The organism is Geodermatophilus sp. URMC 64 (assembly GCF_053502555.1).
On the sequence record NZ_CP199955.1, the window covers coordinates 2872510 to 2890345 of the forward strand.

At 73.7% G+C, this 17836-nt stretch carries 18 protein-coding genes; 3 read left to right on the forward strand and 15 right to left on the reverse strand.

The features are described from left to right. Positions 1–237: 237 nt before the first annotated feature. The 15 genes from ACWIYF_RS14050 to ACWIYF_RS14120 all read right to left on the reverse strand — a co-directional run bounded on the left by ACWIYF_RS14050 (position 238) and on the right by ACWIYF_RS14120 (position 13662). Entirely contained in the window at positions 238–720 is a 483-nt protein-coding gene (locus ACWIYF_RS14050; protein WP_448623444.1) for a bifunctional nuclease family protein, read from the reverse strand. A gap of 117 nt (positions 721–837) precedes the next feature. Then, the gene (gene ftsR, locus ACWIYF_RS14055) at positions 838–1587 is read right to left on the reverse strand and encodes a transcriptional regulator FtsR (protein WP_448623445.1); all 750 of its coding nucleotides are present in this window, start codon (positions 1585–1587) and stop codon (positions 838–840) included. 3 nt (positions 1588–1590) lie between these two features. Further along, complete coding sequence (gene odhI, locus ACWIYF_RS14060; protein WP_448623446.1) at positions 1591–2112, reverse strand: oxoglutarate dehydrogenase inhibitor Odhl; 522 nt, start codon at positions 2110–2112, stop codon at positions 1591–1593. 276 nt (positions 2113–2388) lie between these two features. After that, on the reverse strand, positions 2389–2787 hold the full coding sequence (gene gcvH / locus ACWIYF_RS14065) for a glycine cleavage system protein GcvH (RefSeq protein ID WP_448623447.1): 399 nt from the start codon (positions 2785–2787) through the stop codon (positions 2389–2391). 41 nt (positions 2788–2828) lie between these two features. After that, complete coding sequence (locus ACWIYF_RS14070) at positions 2829–3695, reverse strand: DUF881 domain-containing protein (RefSeq protein WP_448623448.1); 867 nt, start codon at positions 3693–3695, stop codon at positions 2829–2831. Continuing rightward, positions 3692–4024: a small basic family protein gene (locus ACWIYF_RS14075; protein WP_448623449.1), complete on the reverse strand. Its 333-nt coding sequence runs from the start codon at positions 4022–4024 to the stop codon at positions 3692–3694. The genes ACWIYF_RS14070 and ACWIYF_RS14075 overlap by 4 nt, the downstream gene beginning before the upstream one ends. Positions 4025–4027: 3 nt before the next feature. Further along, positions 4028–4936 (reverse strand): DUF881 domain-containing protein, encoded by a 909-nt coding sequence (locus ACWIYF_RS14080; protein WP_448623450.1) that lies wholly within the window; start codon positions 4934–4936, stop codon positions 4028–4030. Next, positions 4933–5577, reverse strand: coding sequence for a CDP-alcohol phosphatidyltransferase family protein (locus tag ACWIYF_RS14085; RefSeq protein WP_448623451.1), 645 nt, complete (start codon positions 5575–5577; stop codon positions 4933–4935). Before ACWIYF_RS14085 ends, ACWIYF_RS14080 begins: the two co-directional genes overlap by 4 nt. 311 nt (positions 5578–5888) lie before the next feature. Then, complete coding sequence (locus ACWIYF_RS14090) at positions 5889–7958, reverse strand: elongation factor G-like protein EF-G2 (RefSeq protein WP_448623452.1); 2070 nt, start codon at positions 7956–7958, stop codon at positions 5889–5891. 13 nt (positions 7959–7971) lie between these two features. Then, positions 7972–8169: a DUF1918 domain-containing protein gene (locus tag ACWIYF_RS14095; protein WP_448623453.1), complete on the reverse strand. Its 198-nt coding sequence runs from the start codon at positions 8167–8169 to the stop codon at positions 7972–7974. A 67-nt stretch (positions 8170–8236) separates the two neighbouring features. After that, complete coding sequence (locus tag ACWIYF_RS14100) at positions 8237–8740, reverse strand: DUF2243 domain-containing protein (protein ID WP_448623454.1); 504 nt, start codon at positions 8738–8740, stop codon at positions 8237–8239. Between the two features lie 57 nt (positions 8741–8797). Further along, positions 8798–9643: an ABC transporter ATP-binding protein gene (locus tag ACWIYF_RS14105; RefSeq protein WP_448623455.1), complete on the reverse strand. Its 846-nt coding sequence runs from the start codon at positions 9641–9643 to the stop codon at positions 8798–8800. Then, entirely contained in the window at positions 9643–11478 is a 1836-nt protein-coding gene (locus ACWIYF_RS14110) for a branched-chain amino acid ABC transporter ATP-binding protein/permease (protein WP_448623456.1), read from the reverse strand. The genes ACWIYF_RS14105 and ACWIYF_RS14110 overlap by 1 nt, the downstream gene beginning before the upstream one ends. Continuing rightward, entirely contained in the window at positions 11475–12359 is an 885-nt protein-coding gene (locus ACWIYF_RS14115) for a branched-chain amino acid ABC transporter permease (RefSeq protein ID WP_448623457.1), read from the reverse strand. The genes ACWIYF_RS14110 and ACWIYF_RS14115 overlap by 4 nt, the downstream gene beginning before the upstream one ends. Positions 12360–12423: 64 nt before the next feature. Continuing rightward, positions 12424–13662, reverse strand: coding sequence for an amino acid ABC transporter substrate-binding protein (locus ACWIYF_RS14120; RefSeq protein WP_448623458.1), 1239 nt, complete (start codon positions 13660–13662; stop codon positions 12424–12426). Positions 13663–13947: 285 nt separating this feature from the next. Between ACWIYF_RS14120 and ACWIYF_RS14125 the strand changes: the two genes are divergently transcribed. From ACWIYF_RS14125 to ACWIYF_RS14135, 3 genes are all read left to right on the forward strand, one after another. Beyond that, positions 13948–15504: a phytoene desaturase family protein gene (locus ACWIYF_RS14125; protein WP_448623459.1), complete on the forward strand. Its 1557-nt coding sequence runs from the start codon at positions 13948–13950 to the stop codon at positions 15502–15504. Between the two features lie 41 nt (positions 15505–15545). Then, positions 15546–16670, forward strand: coding sequence for an MFS transporter (locus tag ACWIYF_RS14130; RefSeq protein WP_448628755.1), 1125 nt, complete (start codon positions 15546–15548; stop codon positions 16668–16670). Between the two features lie 68 nt (positions 16671–16738). After that, a complete protein-coding gene (locus tag ACWIYF_RS14135) occupies positions 16739–17755 on the forward strand; it encodes a LacI family DNA-binding transcriptional regulator (RefSeq protein WP_448623460.1) in 1017 nt (338 codons plus the stop codon). Positions 17756–17836: the final 81 nt, after the last annotated feature.

Sequence of the window (17836 nt, forward strand, 5' to 3'; positions counted from 1 at the left end):
GCTGCGGCGGTGGACCCCGGCGCTACACCCACCAACCTCAGGTGTCACACCGTTGTTGTTCGCCGACCGTAAGCCGGGCCCTGGAGTGGGTCAACTGAGGAAGGCGGCGTGTCGCGGCGCTCACCCGTCGGGGTTGGGTGCGGTGACCCTACCGTGCCACCGTCATCGGGTCGGGCCGCCGTAACGGACGTGACCGAATCGGGACCCCCGGGACCGTCGGCCCTGGTCACCCGGTCGTCAGCCGCCGGAGCCGGAGCCGGCGCCGAAGTCCTCGGGCGAGATCTGGTCGAGGAACTCGCGGAACTTCTCGACCTCGTCCTCCTGCTCGTCGGGGATCTCGATGCCGACCTCGTCCAGCAGGTCCTCGGCCCCGAAGATCGGCGCGCCGGTGCGCACGGCGAGGGCGACGGCGTCCGACGGGCGGGCGCTGACCACGCGGTCGTCGCCGAACACCAGCTCGGCGATGTAGATGCCGTCGCGCATCTCGGTGATGTTCACCGCCTCCAGCGTCGCGCCGAGCGCGCGGACGACGTCCTTGAGGAGGTCGTGCGTCATCGGCCGGGCGGGGCGCACGCCCTGCTGCTCGAACGCGATCGCGGCGGCCTCCACCGCGCCGATCCAGATGGGGAGGTACCGCTCGCCCTGCGTCTCCTTGAGCAGCAGGATCGGCTGGTTGCCCGGCAGCTCCACGCGGACGCCGACGACTCGAAGCTCCTGCACGGTACGGCTCCCTCAGCTGCGGCCCGGGGGTAGCGGGCGGTCGGTCTGTCAGGCGCCCGGTCAGCGGGCCGGGCAGCTGCCCGGCCCGGCGTCCGACGCGTTCACGGTACGCCCGACCTATGGGCGGAGGAGGTCCCGGAGTCGTGCCTCCAGCAGGGCTGTGTGCAGCTGCGCGGACAGCGCCGCGAGCTCCCGCAGCTTCTCCGTGGCGCGGGCCCGCGACTCCTCCGACCGGGCCCGGAGCAGCGGCGCGACGAGCTGTTCGATCAGGCCGGCCTCGCGGTCGGCGCCGTTGCTGTAACCCCGCAGGTGCCGCGGCTCGATGCCGTGCCGGGCCAGCCCCGCTGCGGCGCGGGCGACCGGGAGGTCGGCCGCCGGGTGCCGGCCCTTCTTGTCCGGGACGAGCAGACCGAACTGGACGCAGTCGGCCAGCTGCTCCGGCTCCAGCCCGGCCGCGCGGGCGAACTGCTCGGCCGGCAGCGGCGCGCCACCGCCGTCGTCCTCCGGCCCGTCGGGACCCGCACCGGCCGGCGGCGGCACGGAGACCGGCCCGGTGGCCGACGCGGGCAGCGGCTCGCCGCGGTCCAGCGCCTCCAGGTGCTCCTTGATCACCCTCAGCGGCAGGTAGTGGTCGCGCTGCGCGGCGAGCACGTAGCGCAGCCGGGCCACGTCGGCCGAGGAGAACTTCCGGTACCCCGACGGCGTGCGCTGGGGGTGGACGAGGTCCTCGGACTCCAGGTAGCGGATCTTGCTGATCGTCACGTCGGGGAAGTCGTCGCGAAGAACAGCCAGCACCTCCCCGATGGTCAGGCGAGGTGTGTGCTGGTCGGCGGCGTTCCCGATCGCGCTCTCGCGCGGTTCGGGCACCGGTCAGCGGGCGGCGGGCTCGCCGGTCCGCGGACCGGTGAGGTAGACCAGCCGGAACTTGCCGATCTGCACCTCGTCACCCCCGGCGAGGGTGGCGACGTCGACCGGCTCGCGGTTGACGTAGGTGCCGTTGAGGCTGCCCACGTCGTGCACGGAGAAGCCGCCGCCCTCGCGGTGGAACTCCACGTGCCGCCGGCTGACGGTGACGTCGTCGAGGAAGATGTCGCTGTCCGGGTGCCGGCCGGCCGTGGTGACGTCCTGGTCGAGCAGGAACCGGCTGCCTGCGTTCGGGCCGCGCTTGACCACCAGCAGCGCCGAGCCGGCCGGCAGCGACTCGACCGCGCCGGCGTGGGCGTCGACCGCCGTGTCGGCGCTGACCTCGGCCTGCTCGCCGGAGTCCTCGCCGCCGACCTTGGGGATGACGCTGGTCGACTCCCCCACGCGCTCCTGCGACAGGGCCGCACCGCACTGCGCGCAGAAGCGACTGCCCTCGGGGTTGTTGTGGCCACAACGAGTGCAGTGCACGTCTGTCTCCTCCGGTGCAAGAAGGCACCGCCGCGGGCCAGGGATGTGGCCGCGGGCGGCCGGCTGACGACGGGCCGGTCAGCCCGTCGCGGGTCGGCCTCCGTGGGGTCACGGCGGGCCGTGGGTCATCGAATCAGCCGGTCGGCCCGAGGGTCAACCGGACGTACAGGGTGAGGGTCGGGGGCCCTCCGACCGGTCGTCGGAGGGTTCGGGCCGAGGCCCGTCCCGAGAGCATAGTGAGCGCGATGTGCCCGCAACGCCCGGAGTCCGCTCCGATCAGGACGCGTCGACCAGCGCCTGGTACGCGTCGGCGTCGAGCAGGCTCCCGGTGGGGTCGCCGCCCTCCACGCGGATCTCGACCAGCCAGCCCTCGCCGTACGGGTCGGCGTTGATGGTCTCCGGTGCGTCGGCCAGCCGGTCGTTGACCGCGGCCACCACGCCGGTCACCGGCGAGTAGACGTCGGACACGGACTTGGTGGACTCCACCTCGCCGATCGCGGTGCCCGGCGTGACCTCCTCACCGACGTCGGGCAGCTGGACGTAGACGATGTCGCCGAGCGCGTCCTGCGCGTGGTCGGTGATCCCGACCCGCACCACCGTCGCACCGCCGTCCTCGCCCTGGACCAGGGCCCACTCGTGCTGGTCGGTGTAGCGGCGGTCGCTGGGGGTGGCCATGCGGCGGGGTCTCCTCTGTCGGGGCGGCGAGGTGGACGGCGTCAGTCGCCGTCGGGGTCCGGCGAAGCGTATTGAGGCGCGTCGAGGGGCCGCAACGCGTCCACGACCACCTGCTGGGACTGGGTGATGTCCACCGATCCGCCGCGGCCGCCGATGCGCTGGACGACGCCGCCGGGGATGTTCATCGCCGTCTCCAGGTTCTGCGGGGACCCGATGACGAGGACCTCGTACGGGGCGCTGATCTCGGTGCCGTCGATGAGCAGTGCCCCCGGCTCGCCGGTCACCGCGCTCGAGACGCCGATCCGGACGCCGTCGATCTGCATCGTCTCCGCGCCGGCCCCGCGCAGCTCCTGGATGGCGTCGAGGATGTCAGCGACGCGCACCTCGGCGTCGGGGTCGCGGATCACCATGCGCAGCCCCGGGCCCTGCGCGGCGACCGTGCCGTTGAGGATGCCGATCGCGTCGGCCCGCTGCCGCGCCTCCTCCAGGGCGGCCGCGGACTGGCTGTCGGAGCTGTTCAGCTGCTCGAGCAGGGTCCGCTGGTCGGCGATCTGCTGGCGCAGCCGGTCCTCCTGCGCGTTGAGGGTGTCGAGGATGCGCACGAGGTCCTCCTCCCGCGCCCCGGCCAGCTGCTGGTCGGCGTCGTCGGTGCTGCGCACCTGGACGGCGAAGGCGAACCCCAGCAGCAGGGTGAGGACGCCGATCAGCGCGGCGGCCAGCGGATCGCGGCGGCGCCGCGCCCGGATGACCGTCGCCGGCGTCCCGTCGTCCTCGGCCTTCTCGCCGCTCTCCTCGGCGGGCTGCTCGGGCGCGGGGCTCTGCTCCGCCGCGACGTCGTCCGCCGGCCTGTCGGGGACGCTCGTCCCCTCCGGCGCCGGGTCGGCGGGTGGCCGCTGGTCCTCGCTCATGCCCGGAACACGTGCCTTCGGATGGCCGCGGCGTTGCCGAAGATCCGGATGCCGAGAACGACGACGACCGCGGTGGACAGCTGCGCGCCGACGCCGAGCTGGTCGCCGAGGAACACGATCAGCGCGGCGACGACCACGTTGGACACGAAGGAGACGACGAACACCTTGGCGTCGAAGATGCCGTCGAGGCGGGCGCGGAAGCCGCCGAAGACGGCGTCGAGCGCAGCGACCACCGCGATGGGCAGGTACGGCTGCAGCCACAGCGGCACCGTCGGGTCGAACACCAGGCCCAGGACGACGCCGACCACGAGGCCGAGGATCGGGATCACGGGTCAGCCCCCCGGTTCCTGGTCGGTCGCCGGGGCGTCCGGGACGACGGCCGCCGAACGCAGCTCGGGCGGGATGGCGGCGGGCAGGGACAGCTCGTTCTCCTTGGCGAACTCGAAGCGCAGCCCGTAGGACTCGGAGATGACGGCGAGGGCGCCGACCTCGGGGCTGGCGAGGAAGTTGTCCCGCAGCGTGTCGGGGTCGCCGATCGCGCTGACCTCGTACGGGTTGGTGACGGGGTTGAAGTCGACCAGCACCGCCTCGCCGGCGAAGCGGATCGCGCTGGTGGGGCCCAGCCGCTGGCCGTTGATGCTGATCGCCTCCGCGCCGGCGGCCCACAGGGCGTTGACGACCAGTTGCAGGTCGCCGTCGCGGACCAGGCCGTTGGGGTCGGTCTCGGGCTCCCCGCCGACCGGGTCCGAGTCGGCGTCGGGCTCGGCGTCGGCCAGGGTCACCAGCAGACCGGGGCCGGTGACGGGCACCGCGCCGGCGCTCTGCTCCGTGGTGGCCAGCAGGTCGAGGGCACGCTGGCCGACCGCGGTGGCCCGCAGCGCCTCGTCGCGGGTGCGGTTCACCTGGCGGCGCAGCCGGTCGAGCGTGTCGGTGAGCTCCGCGGCGGTGTCGGTCTCGGCGTCGATGTCGCCGAGCAGCGCGTCGCGCACCTGGCCGCGACCGCGCTCGCCGGCGGCCGCCTGGTCGTAGGTGATCGCCCCGAGCAGGCCCGCGACGACCATGACAAGGGCGACGACCAGCCGCCGCCGCCCGCGCGCGGCCGGACCCGGCTCCCCCGCCGCCTCGGCCTTGCGCGCCGCCGCCTGGGCGTAGGCCGGGTCCAGCGTCTCGGCCAGCACCTGGTCCAGCAGGGAGGCGCCCATCGACCGCGGCCCGCCACCCCGCTGCACGGTGCTGGTCACGGCGCCGCCCCGGCGCGGACGGCGCGGACCAGACCGGCCGCCTGGACCAGGTAGAGCACGCCGGCGAGCACGTAGAAGGCGGTGCCCCAGATGGTGAACGCCCAGGCGACCGGCTCCGCGACCGCGGCGACCGGGCTGCTGCCCTGGGCCAGCAGCAGGATCGGGAAGGCGTAGAGCAACAGAAACGTCGCCGCCTTGCCCAGGTAGTGCACCTGCAGCGGCGGGTAGCCGTGGCGGCGCAGCACGAGCAGCGCCACACCCAGCACAGCCTCCCGGCCGAGCAGCAGCAGGACCAGCCAGACCGGGATCACGTCGCGCAGGGTGAGCGCGATCAGCGTGGCGACGATGTAGAGCCGGTCGGCCGCCGGGTCCAGCAGCGCGCCGAGCCGGCTGCCCTGGTCGAGCAGCCGGGCCAGCTTGCCGTCGGCCCAGTCGCTGACCCCGGACAGGGCGAGGACGACGATCGCCCAGCCGTCGGCCTCCGGGCCGAGCAGCAGCCAGAGGAACAGCGGGACGCCGAGCAGCCGCAGCACCGACAGCCCGTTGGGCACCGTCCAGACGCGGTCGGCCAGCTGGTTGCGGTCGGAGACCACCCCAGCCGGGGCCGGCGCAGCGGCCGACGGCTCCCTCGACGTCGTCACTGCTCCTCCAGACCGGCCCACCCGCTTGCGGACCGTGCCCGAGGTTAGCTGAAGGACCCCGGTCCTCCTCACCGCTCGCAGGCTCGCGGCGAGCCTCGGGACCGGGGCCGTTCCATCACGTCACCAGGGTCACGGCGAGCCTCGGGACCGGGGCCGTCCCCTCGCGTCACCAGGCTCGCGGCGAGCCTCGGGACCGGGGCCGTTCCCTCGCGTCCCCAGGGTCACGGCGAGCCCCGGTGAGGTACTGGAGCGGCCCCCTGCAGGGTCCCGCCGCGAGCGTGCGAGCGGTGGGAGGCAGGGGGTCCTTCAGCTCATGCAGGCACGGCGGCGACGGACGGCGGCGCCGGCTCGTAGCCGAGCGGCTTGCGCGCGAAGCTGCCGGTGCCGTGCGTGACCGAGCGCAGCGCCCCGGCGTAGGTGAGCAGCTCCACCTCCGGGACCTCGGCACGCACCCGCGTGCGGTCGCGGTCGGGGTCGGCGTCGGTGCCGGTGACCCGGGCGCGCCGGGCGGACAGGTCGCTCATCACCGCGCCCACGTACTCGCCCGGGACGACGACCTCCACCTCGCACCACGGCTCGAGCACCCGGGTGCCGGCGGCGGACGCCGCCTCCCGGACGGCGAGCGCCCCCGCGGCCTGGAACGCCGCGTCGGAGGAGTCGACCGAGTGCGCCTTGCCGTCGACGAGGGTGAAGTGGACGTCGACGATCGGCCGGTCGTTGTTGACGCCCTTCTCCACCTGGGCGCGGATGCCCTTCTCCACGCTGCCGTGGTACTGGCTGGGCACGGTGCCGCCGACGATCTTCTGCTCGAACACGACGCCCGAGCCGGGCTCCCCCGGCTCGGCCTCGACCACGACGATCGCGTACTGGCCGTGGCCGCCGGACTGCTTGACCAGCCGGCCGGTGACGCGGGCCGGCGTGGCCAGGGTCTCCACCATGGGCACCCGCACCGGGACCGTGTTCACCGAGACCCCGTGCCGCGAGCGCAGCCGGTCGAGCAGCACCTCGGCGTGCGCCTCCCCCACGCACCACAGCAGCAACTGGTTGGTGTCCGGGCGGCGCTCGAGGCGCACCGTCGGGTCCTCGGCGACCAGCCGGGCCAGCGCGGTGGCCAGCCGGTCCTCGTCGGCGCGCGAGGCCGCCTCCAGCGCGACCGGCACCTGCGGGGTCGGCAGGTCCCACGGCTTCATCAGCCGCGGGTCGTCCGGCGAGGACAGGGTGTCGCCGGTCTCGGCGGAGGTCAGCCGTGCGACGGCGCAGATGTCCCCGGCGGGGCAGGCGGCGACCGGTCGCAGGGTCGCGCCCAGCGGCGAGGAGAGCGCGCCGATCCGCTCGTCGACGTCGTGGTCGGGGTGCCCGCGGTCGGCCATCCCGTGCCCGGAGACGTGCACCGCGATGTCCGGCCGCAGCGTGCCGGAGAAGACGCGCACCAGCGAGACCCGGCCGACGTAGGGGTCGGTCGTCGTCTTGACGACCTCGGCGACCAGCGGGCCGTCCGGGTCGCAGGTCAGGGACGGCGCCGGCTTGCCGTCGGGGCGGGTGACCGGCGGGCAGCCGTGCTCCCTCGGGCACGGGAACGCCGACACCAGCAGGTCCAGCAGCTCCGGGACGCCCACTCCGGAGAGCGGGGCCACGGCGAGGACCGGGTGGAAGTGGCCGCGGGCGACCGCGGTCTCCAGGTCGGCGATCAGGTCGGCGACGACGAGCTCCTCGCCGCCGAGGTAGCGGTCCATGAGGGTCTCGTCCTCGGACTCGCCGATGATCCCCTCGATCAGCTCCCCGCGCAGCCGGTCGGCGTCGGCCAGCTCCACGTGCGGCTCCAGCAGGGAGACCAGGCCGGTCGGCGTCCCGTCGGGGCCGCGCTCGACCAGGTGCAGGGGGAAGACGCCCTCCCCCAGCATCAGCTGGCACATGCGCACGGCCTCGTCGACGTCGGCCCGCGGACGGTCGAGCTGGCTGATCACGACCGCCCGCGGCATGCCGACGGCGGCGCACTCCTCCCAGAGCGCGACGGTCGCCGCGTCGACGCCGTTGACCGCGGAGACCACGAACAGCGCCGCGTCGGCGGCGCGCAGCCCGGCCCGCAACTCCCCCACGAAGTCGGGCGAGCCGGGGGTGTCCAGCAGGGTGATGCGGTGGTCGGCGTGCTCGACGGTGGCCACGCCGAGGGACACCGAGCGCTGCTGGCGGACCTCGACCTCCTCGTTGTCCAGGGCGGTCGTGCCCTCCTCGATGCGCCCCGCCCGGGGCAGCGCGCCGGTCGCGACCAGCAGCGCCTCGGCCAGCGTCGTCTTGCCCGCACCCGCGTGGCCGACGAGGGCCACGTTGCGCACCTTCTCCGCGGGACGCGGCGCCGGCGCCGTCCCGGTGTCCTTCGCCATGATCCGGTGCCGCTCAGCCGTGGACCGCGTCACGGACGACGTGACAGGTCCCGCTCGGGTAGAACAGCCCCTCGTGCCCGTCGGGCGACCACTTCACCAGGTACGGGGGTCCGCCCGACTCACCCCGCACCTCGAGCACCTCTCCGGTGCGCTCCGGTTCCCCCTGGTGGGTGGAATGGACGACGATGCGGTCTCCGACCTTGGCTTCCACGGCGGCCTCCTGGGCGCTCGCGCGGGCTGTGGTATGGCTCACAGCCTGCCTCCGGGCCGGGAGCCGATCAAGCCCTGGGGGCCTCCCATTCGGGCGCCGCGGCGCGGGTGCCGCGGCGGTACAGGGCCCAGCCGGCGGCGACCAGCAGCGCGCCGAAGACCAGGAAGCCGACGTCCCAGGAGACCGGCCCGCCGAGGTCGTCCCGGACGTGGTGCACGCCGAGGATCTGGTGGTCGACCAGGCCCTCGACCAGGTTGAACAGCCCCCACCCGGCGAGCAGCAGGCCGACATGGGCGCTCCAGTCCGGCGCCAGCCGCCCCTGCCGCCAGGCGCGCAGCGTGGCGAACGAGGCGAGCAGGACCAGCAGCCAGGTGCCCAGGTGGAAGACGCCGTCGGCGAGCGTGTTGTGCTGGAGCCCGGCCAGCGTCGTCGGTGGCGAGCCCGGGACGTCGCTGACCATGTGGTGCCACTGCAGGACCTGGTGCAGGACGATGCCGTCGACGAAGCCGCCGAGGCCCAGGCCGTAGAGCAGTCCCGGCGCCCGCGGCGGCCGCCGCCCCTCCCCCGTCACACCGGACGGCGTACCCGCCCGTCCGGGCCCGTGCACCTGCGCGGGCCCGGACGCCGGTCAGCGGGTGCCGGAAGCGGCCAGGGGCGGTGCCGCCGGCCCACCGCCGGCGGACGGCGGGGTGGTCCCGGAGGCCGACGGCTGCGGGGCCTGCGGCGCGGGCACCGCCGCCTCCGTCGCCGGCGCGGAGTGCCCGGTGGAGCCGCCGAAGTACATCTGCGCGAGGTCGGGGTCGGCCAGTACCGCCGCCGCCGACCGCTGGGTGACGACCCGGCCGCTCTCCATGACGATGCCGTCGGTGGCCATCCGCATGCCGAACCGTACGTTCTGCTCGACCAGCAGGATGGTCTTGCCGCTCTCCTTCATGAGCATCACCGACTCGTAGACCACCTGCAGCGCCTTGGGGTCTAGGCCGAGCGAGGGCTCGTCGAGCAGCAGCAGGATCGGGTCCAGCATCAGCGAGCGGGCGAACTCGACCATCCGCCGCTGGCCGCCGGAGAGGTTGCCGGCCTTGTCCGCGGCTCGGTCGGCCACGATCGGGAACAGCTCGGCGACCTGGTCGTAGCGCTTGCGGACCAGGCCCCGGTCGCGCCGGATCGTGTAGCCGCCGAGCAGGACGTTCTCCCGGACGGTGAGGTTCGGGAACAGCGCGTTGGCCTGCGGCACCTGCGAGACGCCGGCCCTGAGGATGTCCGCCGGCGAGGACCGGTGGATCGGCTGCCCGTTGAGCGTGATCTCGCCCAGCCGCGGGTTGAGCAGCCCGCTGACGGTGCGCAGCACGGTGGACTTCCCCGCGCCGTTCGGTCCCACGATGCAGGCGACGGCGCCGCGCTCGACGTCGATGTCGACGCCCTGCAGGACGTCACCGCCGCCGTACCCGGCGACGACGCCGCGGAGCTGGAGCATCAGCGCACCCTTTCCGGTTCGAGCTGGAAGTCGTCCCCGAGGTAGGCGTCGATGACGGCGGGGTCGGTCTGGATCTGCTGCGGCGTGCCGGAGGCCATCGTCCTCCCGCGGGCGAGCACGTGGATCGGGTCGCACAGCCCCAGCACGAACGGCATGTTGTGCTCGACGATGAGGAACGTCTTCCCGTAGGAGTTCAGCTCCCTGATCATCTCGGCCATCCGGTCGATGAGCACGGGGTTGATGCCGCCGGCCGGCTCGTCGAGCAGGATCAGCTTCGGGTCGAGCATGAGGATCTGCGCCAGCTCCACCAGCTTCTGCTGGCCGTAGGACAGCGCCCGGGCCTTCTGGTCGCGGAAGGCCCGCATGCCGACGAACTCGAGGAGCTCCTCGGCCGCCCGCGCCTCGGGCCCGCTCACCGCGATCCGGCCGAGCTGGCCCACCGAGAACGACCGCTGCGGCGCCACGACGTTCTCCAGGACCGTCATCTCGCCGAACAGCCGGGTGATCTGGAAGGTGCGCCCGATCCCCCGGTGCGCGCGGCCCCAGGACGGCAGCTTCTCGACCCGCTCGCCGTCGAAGGTGATCGTGCCCGCGTCGGCGGCGATCGTGTTGTCGATGAGGTTGAAGACCGTCGTCTTGCCCGAGCCGTTGGGCCCGATCAGGCCGGTGATGGAGCCGGCCGGCACGGTGAACGAGCAGCCGTCGACGGCGCGCAGCCCGCCGAAGCTCTTGACCAGCCCGGACACCTCGAGCAGCGGCTGCCCCGCGGGCGTCCGCGTGGTCGACGGCTCGAGCCGCTCCTTCAGCGACTCCAGGCTGCCGCCGGTGCCGATCCGCGCGCCCACGAGCCCGGCCTTGCCCGACGTGCGCCGCCAGTTCAGCAGCGACTCGACCGCGGGCAGGACGCCCTTGGGCAGCAGGATGACCACGGCGATGAGCAGGCCGCCGAAGAGGAACAGGCGGGTGTTGCCGCCGCCGAGGTTGTTGTTGGCGATCTCGTTGAGCGGCTCGATGAGGAACGCGCCGAGCACCGGGCCCCACAGCGTGCCGCGGCCGCCGACCAGCAGCGACAGGATGATCTGGACGCTGATCAGGATGCTGAACATCCCCCGCGGGTCGATGAAGGTCAGGTAGTAGCCGTAGACCGCCCCGGCCATGCCGACGAAGACGGTGCTGGCGACGAACCCGATGATCTTCTCCACCGGCAGGTTGATGCCGATCGTCGCGGCCTTGGTCTCGTCCTCGCGGATCGCGATCAGGCCCATGCCGAGCTTGGTGCGGCGGATCCACCAGGACATCAGCACCTGCAGGACCAGGATGGCGAGCAGGGCGTAGTAGAAGGGCCAGTTGAGGATGTCGCGGTCCCAGGTCGGCAGCGGCAGGGTCAGCCCCGCCGTCCCGTTGGTGAGGTCCACCCAGTTGACCGCGAGGACCTGCACGAGGAACAGGAACGCGACCGTGATGATCACGAAGGCGGGGCCGCGGGAGCGCAGGGAGACCAGTCCGAGGCCGACGGCGACGACGGCGGCGACGACCCCGGCCACCGGCACCCACAGCCATGGGGAGACGCCCTCGGCCTTGCTGGCGAGGACGCCGACCGTGTAGCCGCCGAGCCCGACGAAGGCGCCCTGGCCGAGGGAGACGTAGCCGGCGAAGCCGGTGATGATGTTCAGCCCGCTGGCGCCGACGGCGAACACCAGCGAGAGGATGATCATGTTCTGGTAGTAGGCGTCGTCGACGGCCACCGGGAAGACGAGCAGGAACAGCGCGCCCAGGGCGACCAGGAGCCGGCCGATCCACAGCGGGCTGGCCAGGGCGCGGACCGACGGGCTCATGCGGGCACCGCATCCTCTCGCAGACGGGAGCCGAGCAGGCCCTGCGGCCGGAACAGCAGGACGGCGAAGACGATCAGGTAGGGCACCGCGGTGGCCCAGGCCGGCGAGACGTAGGCGGCGGTCATCGTCTCCGCCACGCCGAAGAGCAGGGCGCCGAGGATCGCGCCGTTCAGGCTGCCCATCCCGCCCAGCACGACGATCGCCAGCAGCCGGGCGATCCACTGGTAGTGCGCGCCGGGGACGAACGGGTACATGACGCCGACGATCGCGCCACCCGCGCCGGCGGCGGCGATGCCGATCCCGAACACCAGGGCGGCCACCGAGGCCACCCGGATGCCGACCAGCTCGGCGCCGGCCGGGTTCACCGCCGCCGCGCGGATCGCCCGCCCGAGCCAGGTGCGGGTCAGCACCACCCCCAGCACGACCAGCACCGCGATCGCGACCAGTCCGCCGAACACCTGCGTCTTGGGCAGGAAGAGGCCGAAGATCCGGAAGGACTCGTCGGCGTAGCTCGGCCGGATCGCCGTCGAGTTGTTGCCCCAGAACGTGCCCATGGCCGCCTCGAGGACCAGCGCCAGCCCGAAGGTCAGCAGCACCGTGGAGACCATGGGCGCGGTGCGGATCCGGGCCACGAACACCTTGTAGGTGACCCAGCCGAGGACGAAGACGACCGGTGTCGTGATCAGGATGGCGAGCAGCGGGTCGATGCCCGCGGCGTTCCACAGCGAATACGTCAGGAATGCCGCGACGATCAGGAAGGCCCCGTGGGCCAGGTTGATGACCCGCATGACCCCGAAGATCAGGGTCAGCCCGCCGGCGACCAGGGCGTACACCCCGCCCAGCAGCAGGCCCAGGATCAGGTCCTGCGTCAGCTCGGTCATGCCTCCTCCTCCGGGCCGGGGCCCGCCGGGCGCGGGGTCGCGCCCGGCGAGCTCACGGGTTCCGTCACGCGCCGCCGCCGGGCTGCCAGCCCTGGACGATCTGGTCGGTGGTGGCGGCGTCGGCCGGCAGCACGATCTCCGAGGTGCCGTTCTGCCACTGGCCGATGAGGAACTCGCCGATCGGGCTGCCGTCCTCGTTCCACTGCAGGTCGCCGAGGATCGTCTCGACGGTGTTCTCCCGCAGCCAGTCGGCCAGGGCCGCCTGGTCGTCGATGCTGCCGACGGCCTCGACGGCGGCCTGCATGACCTGCGCCGCGGCGAAGGCGTCGGCGGCGTCCTCCGGCGGCGCGCCGCCGAACATCTCGTCGTAGGTCTGCACGAACTCCTCGTTCCCGGGAGTCGAGGCCTCGGGCGTGTGGCTGACCGCGTACATGATGCCCTCGGTGTTCTCCGGGCCGACGGCCTCGGAGAACTGGTCGGCCTGCGACGGGGCACTGGTCTGGTAGAGCCACTTCGGCTGGAAGCCCAGCTTGAGCATGGAGCGGATGAGGCCGACGCCGTCCTCGAACACCGCGCCGCTGACGACGACGTCGGGGTTGGCCGCCTTCATCGCGTTGACGATCGTGTCGAAGTTCCTCGTGTCGATCGCGTAGGTCTCCTGGTAGACCGTCTGGACGCCGGCCGCCTCGAGGATCGCGCGGATCCCCTCGACGTTCGGCGCCGCGAACGGGTCGTCGATCGTCGGGTACGCGGCGGTCTTGGGCCGCTGGTCCTCCGGCAGGCCGGCGATCCAGTTCGCGAAGACCTCGCCCTGCTTGTCGGCGGTGGCCTGCTGGGCGAAGAACAGGTACTTGAAGCCGCGGTTGAACATGTCCGGCGACCCGCCGGCCGGCTCGACGTAGAGCATCTGGTTGCGCTCGGCGACCGCCGACGCCGGCAGGTTGAGCAGCGAGGAGAACGTGCCGAGCAGCAGCTCCACCCGGTCCTGGCTGATCAGCGCGTTGTAGTCGGAGACGATCGTGTTCTGGTTCGAGGCGTCGTCCTTGATGACCAGCTCGACCTGGCGGCCGAGCAGGCCGCCGTCGTCGTTGATCAGCTTCTCCCACACCTGGTAGCCCTGCTGCGCGGCCGTGCCGGGCTGGGAGAACTCACCGGTGAGCGGCAGGGACGTGCCGATCTTCAAGGTGTCGTCGTCCGAACCGCCCCCGCCGCCGCCGTCGGAGCCGCAGGCGGCGACGCCCACCACCAGAAGTCCCGTGACCGCCAGCGTCGAGAGACGCCGGTTGAGCCTGACGTGAGACATGCATCCTCCTGACGAGCCGCAATCGATTGCGGATCTGAGGCCAGATGGTGTGACCGCGGGCACACGGTGTCAAGCAGTCTCCCGCGAACGGTGGCCAAATCTTTGCCGAGCGTGCCTGCGCCCGTCCATCGGGCGGACCGGGCCGTCTCGCCGGTCCGGGCACCCGGCCGCCGGGCAGGACCGGACCGCGACACCTCCCTTCCGTGGGGTGGCAGCCGCTTGCAATCGAGTGCAGCCTCTGCCACGGTTCGGCTCGCAGGGGGCGGGCGAGGACCAGGAGGGGCGATGCCCACGGACGTGCCGGACAGCGCCGACGTCGTCGTCATCGGCGCCGGGCACAACGGGCTGGTCGCCGCCGGCTACCTGGCCGCCGCGGGGCTGGAGGTGGTCGTCCTCGAAGCGGGCGCCGCGGCCGGCGGCGACACCATCACCGAGGAGCTCACCCTCCCCGGCTTCGCGCACGACTCCTGCTCGAGCGCGCACGTGCTCATCCAGTCCAACCCGCTGATCCGGGACGACGAGCTGGGGCTGCAGGCCACCTACGGGCTGCAGTACCTGCTCACCGACCCGGCCGTGGTCATGCCCCAGGCCGACGGCGACTGCCTGGTCATGCACCGCGACCTCGAGGCGACCGCCGACGAGCTGGCCCGCTGGTCGCCCGACGACGCCCGCGCGTTCCGGCAGATGGTCGCCGAGTGGACCGGCGGGCTGGCCGCCGTCCACGGCCGGTGGAGCTCCGGGTTCGAGCTCGGGGACGACGACGCGGCCCGGCGCTACCGCCGGCTGCGTGGGCGCAGCGCGTGGGACGTCGTCCACGAGCGGTTCGCGCACCCGGTCGTGCGCGACTTCGTGCTCTGGATGGCCATGGCGACCATCCAGGACCCCCGCCGCCCCGGCACCGGAGTCCTGCCCTCCTCGCTCGCCGCGGGGCGCCTGGCCTTCGGCTGGTCGACGCCGGTCGGCGGCTCCGGCGCCCTGCCGGACGCGCTGGTCCGGCAGATCGAGGCGCACGGTGGCCGGGTGGTCTGCTCCGCGCCGGTCGCGACGGTCGAGGCGGCCGCGGGCCGGGTCACCGGGGTGCGCACCGCCGACGGGACGCGGGTCACCGCGCGCCGGGCCGTGGTCTCCAGCGCACACCTGGCCCGGCTGGGCGACATGCTCACCGGTGCAGCCGTGCCCGACGACCTGCAGGAGGCGAAGAAGACCTGGCGGCCCGGGTTGTCGGTGTTCGCCGTCCACGCCGCGCTGCGCGGCGACCTCGCCTTCCCGACCCCGGCGGGGCCGATCGAGAGCGTGGCCGCCGGGTTCGGCAGCACCGCGGGGCTGGTGCGCCAGCTGGACGCCTTCGCCCGCGGGGAGGCCGACGCCACCGACCCGTGGCTGCTCGTCGTGAACCAGAGCGTCGTGGACAAGACCCGCGTGCCGGCCGGTGGCGGCACCTTCAAGATCCTCACGGTCGCCCCGTACGAGCTGCGGGACGGCCGGAGCTGGGCCGACGCGAAGCAGGACTACGCCGACGCGCTGGTGGCGCGCGTGGCGGCCCGGTCCACCGGGCTGTCCACCGACGACCTGCTCGCCGTCCGCCCGGAGTCCCCGGTCGACGTCGCCGCCCACAACGTGCACAACCTGGGCGGCTCCTGCCACGGCGGCGAGTTCGAGCTGCCCGACGGCGGCGTCATCCCCGGCTGGCCGACGTACCGGACGGGGCTGCCGGGCCTGTTCCTGACCGGCGCGACCGCCCACCCCGGCGGCTCGGTGTCGGGCCGGCCGGGCCGCAACGCGGCACGCGCCGTCCTCACCGACCTGGGGATCGACCCCGCCGGCGTCATGGGGCCCAGCTGAGCCGCCCGCCCGGCGGGGGGCGGCTCTCCCCCATCCGCCTGCTGCAGCTCACCGCGTTCGTCAGCACGCTGGACCGGTTCGCGATGCCCCCGATGCTGCTCGCGATCGCCGCGGACCTGGACGCGTCGCTGGCGTCGGTGGTGCAGGCGGCCGGGGCCTACTTCCTCGCCTACGGGCTGGCCCAGCCGGTGTGGGGGATGGCGTCGGACTCCCTGGGCCGGGTGCGGACCATGCGGCTGACCCTGCTCTGCGCCGGGCTGGCCTCGGTGGCCGCCGCGTTCGCCGGGGCTCCGCTCGTGCTGGGCATCGCCCGCGGCGTCGGCGGGGCGTTCTTCGGCGCGGCCTACCCGGCGAGCCTGATCTACCTGGGCGACACCGTCCCGGCGCGGGAGCGGCAGCGCGACATCGCGCGGCTCATGGTCGGGGTGGCGCTCGGCACGGGGCTCGCGTCGGTCGGTGCCGGCGTGGTCGCGCAGCTGTTCAGCTGGCGGGTGGCGTTCGTGGTGACCGGCCTCGCCGCCCTGGTGCTCGCCGTCGCCCTGCGGGGGCTCGCCGAGCCGCCGCGCGCCCGGGCGCACGCCACGCTGCTCGCGCCGCTGGCTCAGGTGGCCCGCTCCCGCTCGGCGGTCTTCGTGCTGGTCCTCGCCTTCCTCGAGGGTGCCGTGCTGCTCGGCGTGCTCACCCTGCTGCCCGCGGCGGTGGAGGCGGCCGGCGCCACGGCCGCGGTCGCGGGGGCGGTGACCGCCATCTACGGGGTGGCCGTGTTCGCGGCGGCCGCGGCGGTCGGGCGGCTGTCGCGGTCCCAGCACCCGGCCCGGCTCATCGCGCTGGGCGCGGGCTCGGCGCTGGCCGCCTGCGTGGTGCTGTCGCTGTCGCGCGAGGCCGCGGTCGCCGTCGTCGTCACGGTGCTGCTCGGACTGGCGTGGGCGGCGATGCACTCCTCCCTGCAGACCTGGGCGACCGAGGTGCTGCCCTCGGCCCGGGCGGCGGTGGTGTCGCTGTTCGCCGGCTCGCTGTTCTGCGGTAGCGCGCTGGCCGCCGTCCTGGTCGCGGACCTGGCCGACGACGGCCGCTACCGGACGATCTTCGCCCTCGCCGCCGCGGCCGCCGCTCCGCTGGGACTGCTGGCCGTGTGGGGCCGCGCGCGATGGAGGAGGCCGGCATGAGCACGCCACGCACCCCGGTGGGGCGAAACGGACGGACGCCGGCGGGCTCCGGCCCTAGGATCGTCGCCGTGCCCGCGCCGACCCTGAGGGATGTGGCGGCCGCCGCGGGCGTGCACCCCGCGACCGCCTCCCGGGCCCTGAACCCGGAGACCCGGGCACTGGTCAACGCCGAGACCGCCCGCCGCGTGCTCAAGGCCGCGCAGTCGCTGAGCTACTCGCCCAACCCGATCGCCCGGAGCCTGAAGACGGCGAAGTCGCGGACGATCGGCCTGGTCCTGCCCGACCTGACCAACCCGCTGTTCCCGCCGATCGTCCGCGGCATCGAGGACGTGCTCGGCCCCGCCGGCTACAGCGCGCTGATCGTCAACACCGACAACGACCCCGACCGGGAGCAGGCCCTGGTCGACTCGCTGCGCTCGCGGCAGGTCGAGGGCATGATCATCGCGACCGCGCGGCTGGACCACCCGCTGCTGCAGCAACTGCACGAGCAGGGCGTGCGGATGGTGCTGGTCAACCGCCGGGCCGAGCACCTCGACATCCCGTGCGTCACCCCCGACGACGCGACCGGGATCGCCCTGGCCGTGCAGCACCTGGCCACGCTCGGGCACCGGCGGATCGTGCACCTGGCCGGGCCGACGACCACGTCCACCGGGCTCATCCGCGCCAAGGCGTTCCAGGCCGCCGTCCGCGACCAGGGCCTCGACGACGACCCCGCGCGGATCGTCGGCTGCGCCTACTGGACCGAGGCCGAGGGCGCCGCCGCCCTGCGCAAGGTGATCGACTCCGGCACCGAGTTCAGCGCGGTGGTCGCCGGCAACGACCTCATCGCGCTCGGCTGCTACGACGTCTTCGCCGAGCGGGGCATCTCCTGCCCCGGCGACGTCAGCGTCGTCGGCTTCAACGACATGCCCTTCCTGGACAAGCTGCAGCCGCCGCTGACCACCATCGCCGTCCCCCACCACTCCATCGGCGTCGAGGCGGCCCGGATGCTGCTCGAGTCGCTGGACGAGCCGGACCGCCCGGCGCGGTCGGTGCTGCTGCCGGTGGCGCTGGTCGAGCGGGGCTCGACCGCCCCGCCATCGTGATCACCTCGGCTCCAGCGGTGCCTCCCCCGTTCTGAGACACCCGTGGACCCGGGGTGATCTTCGGTCGAGCACTCGCCGTGC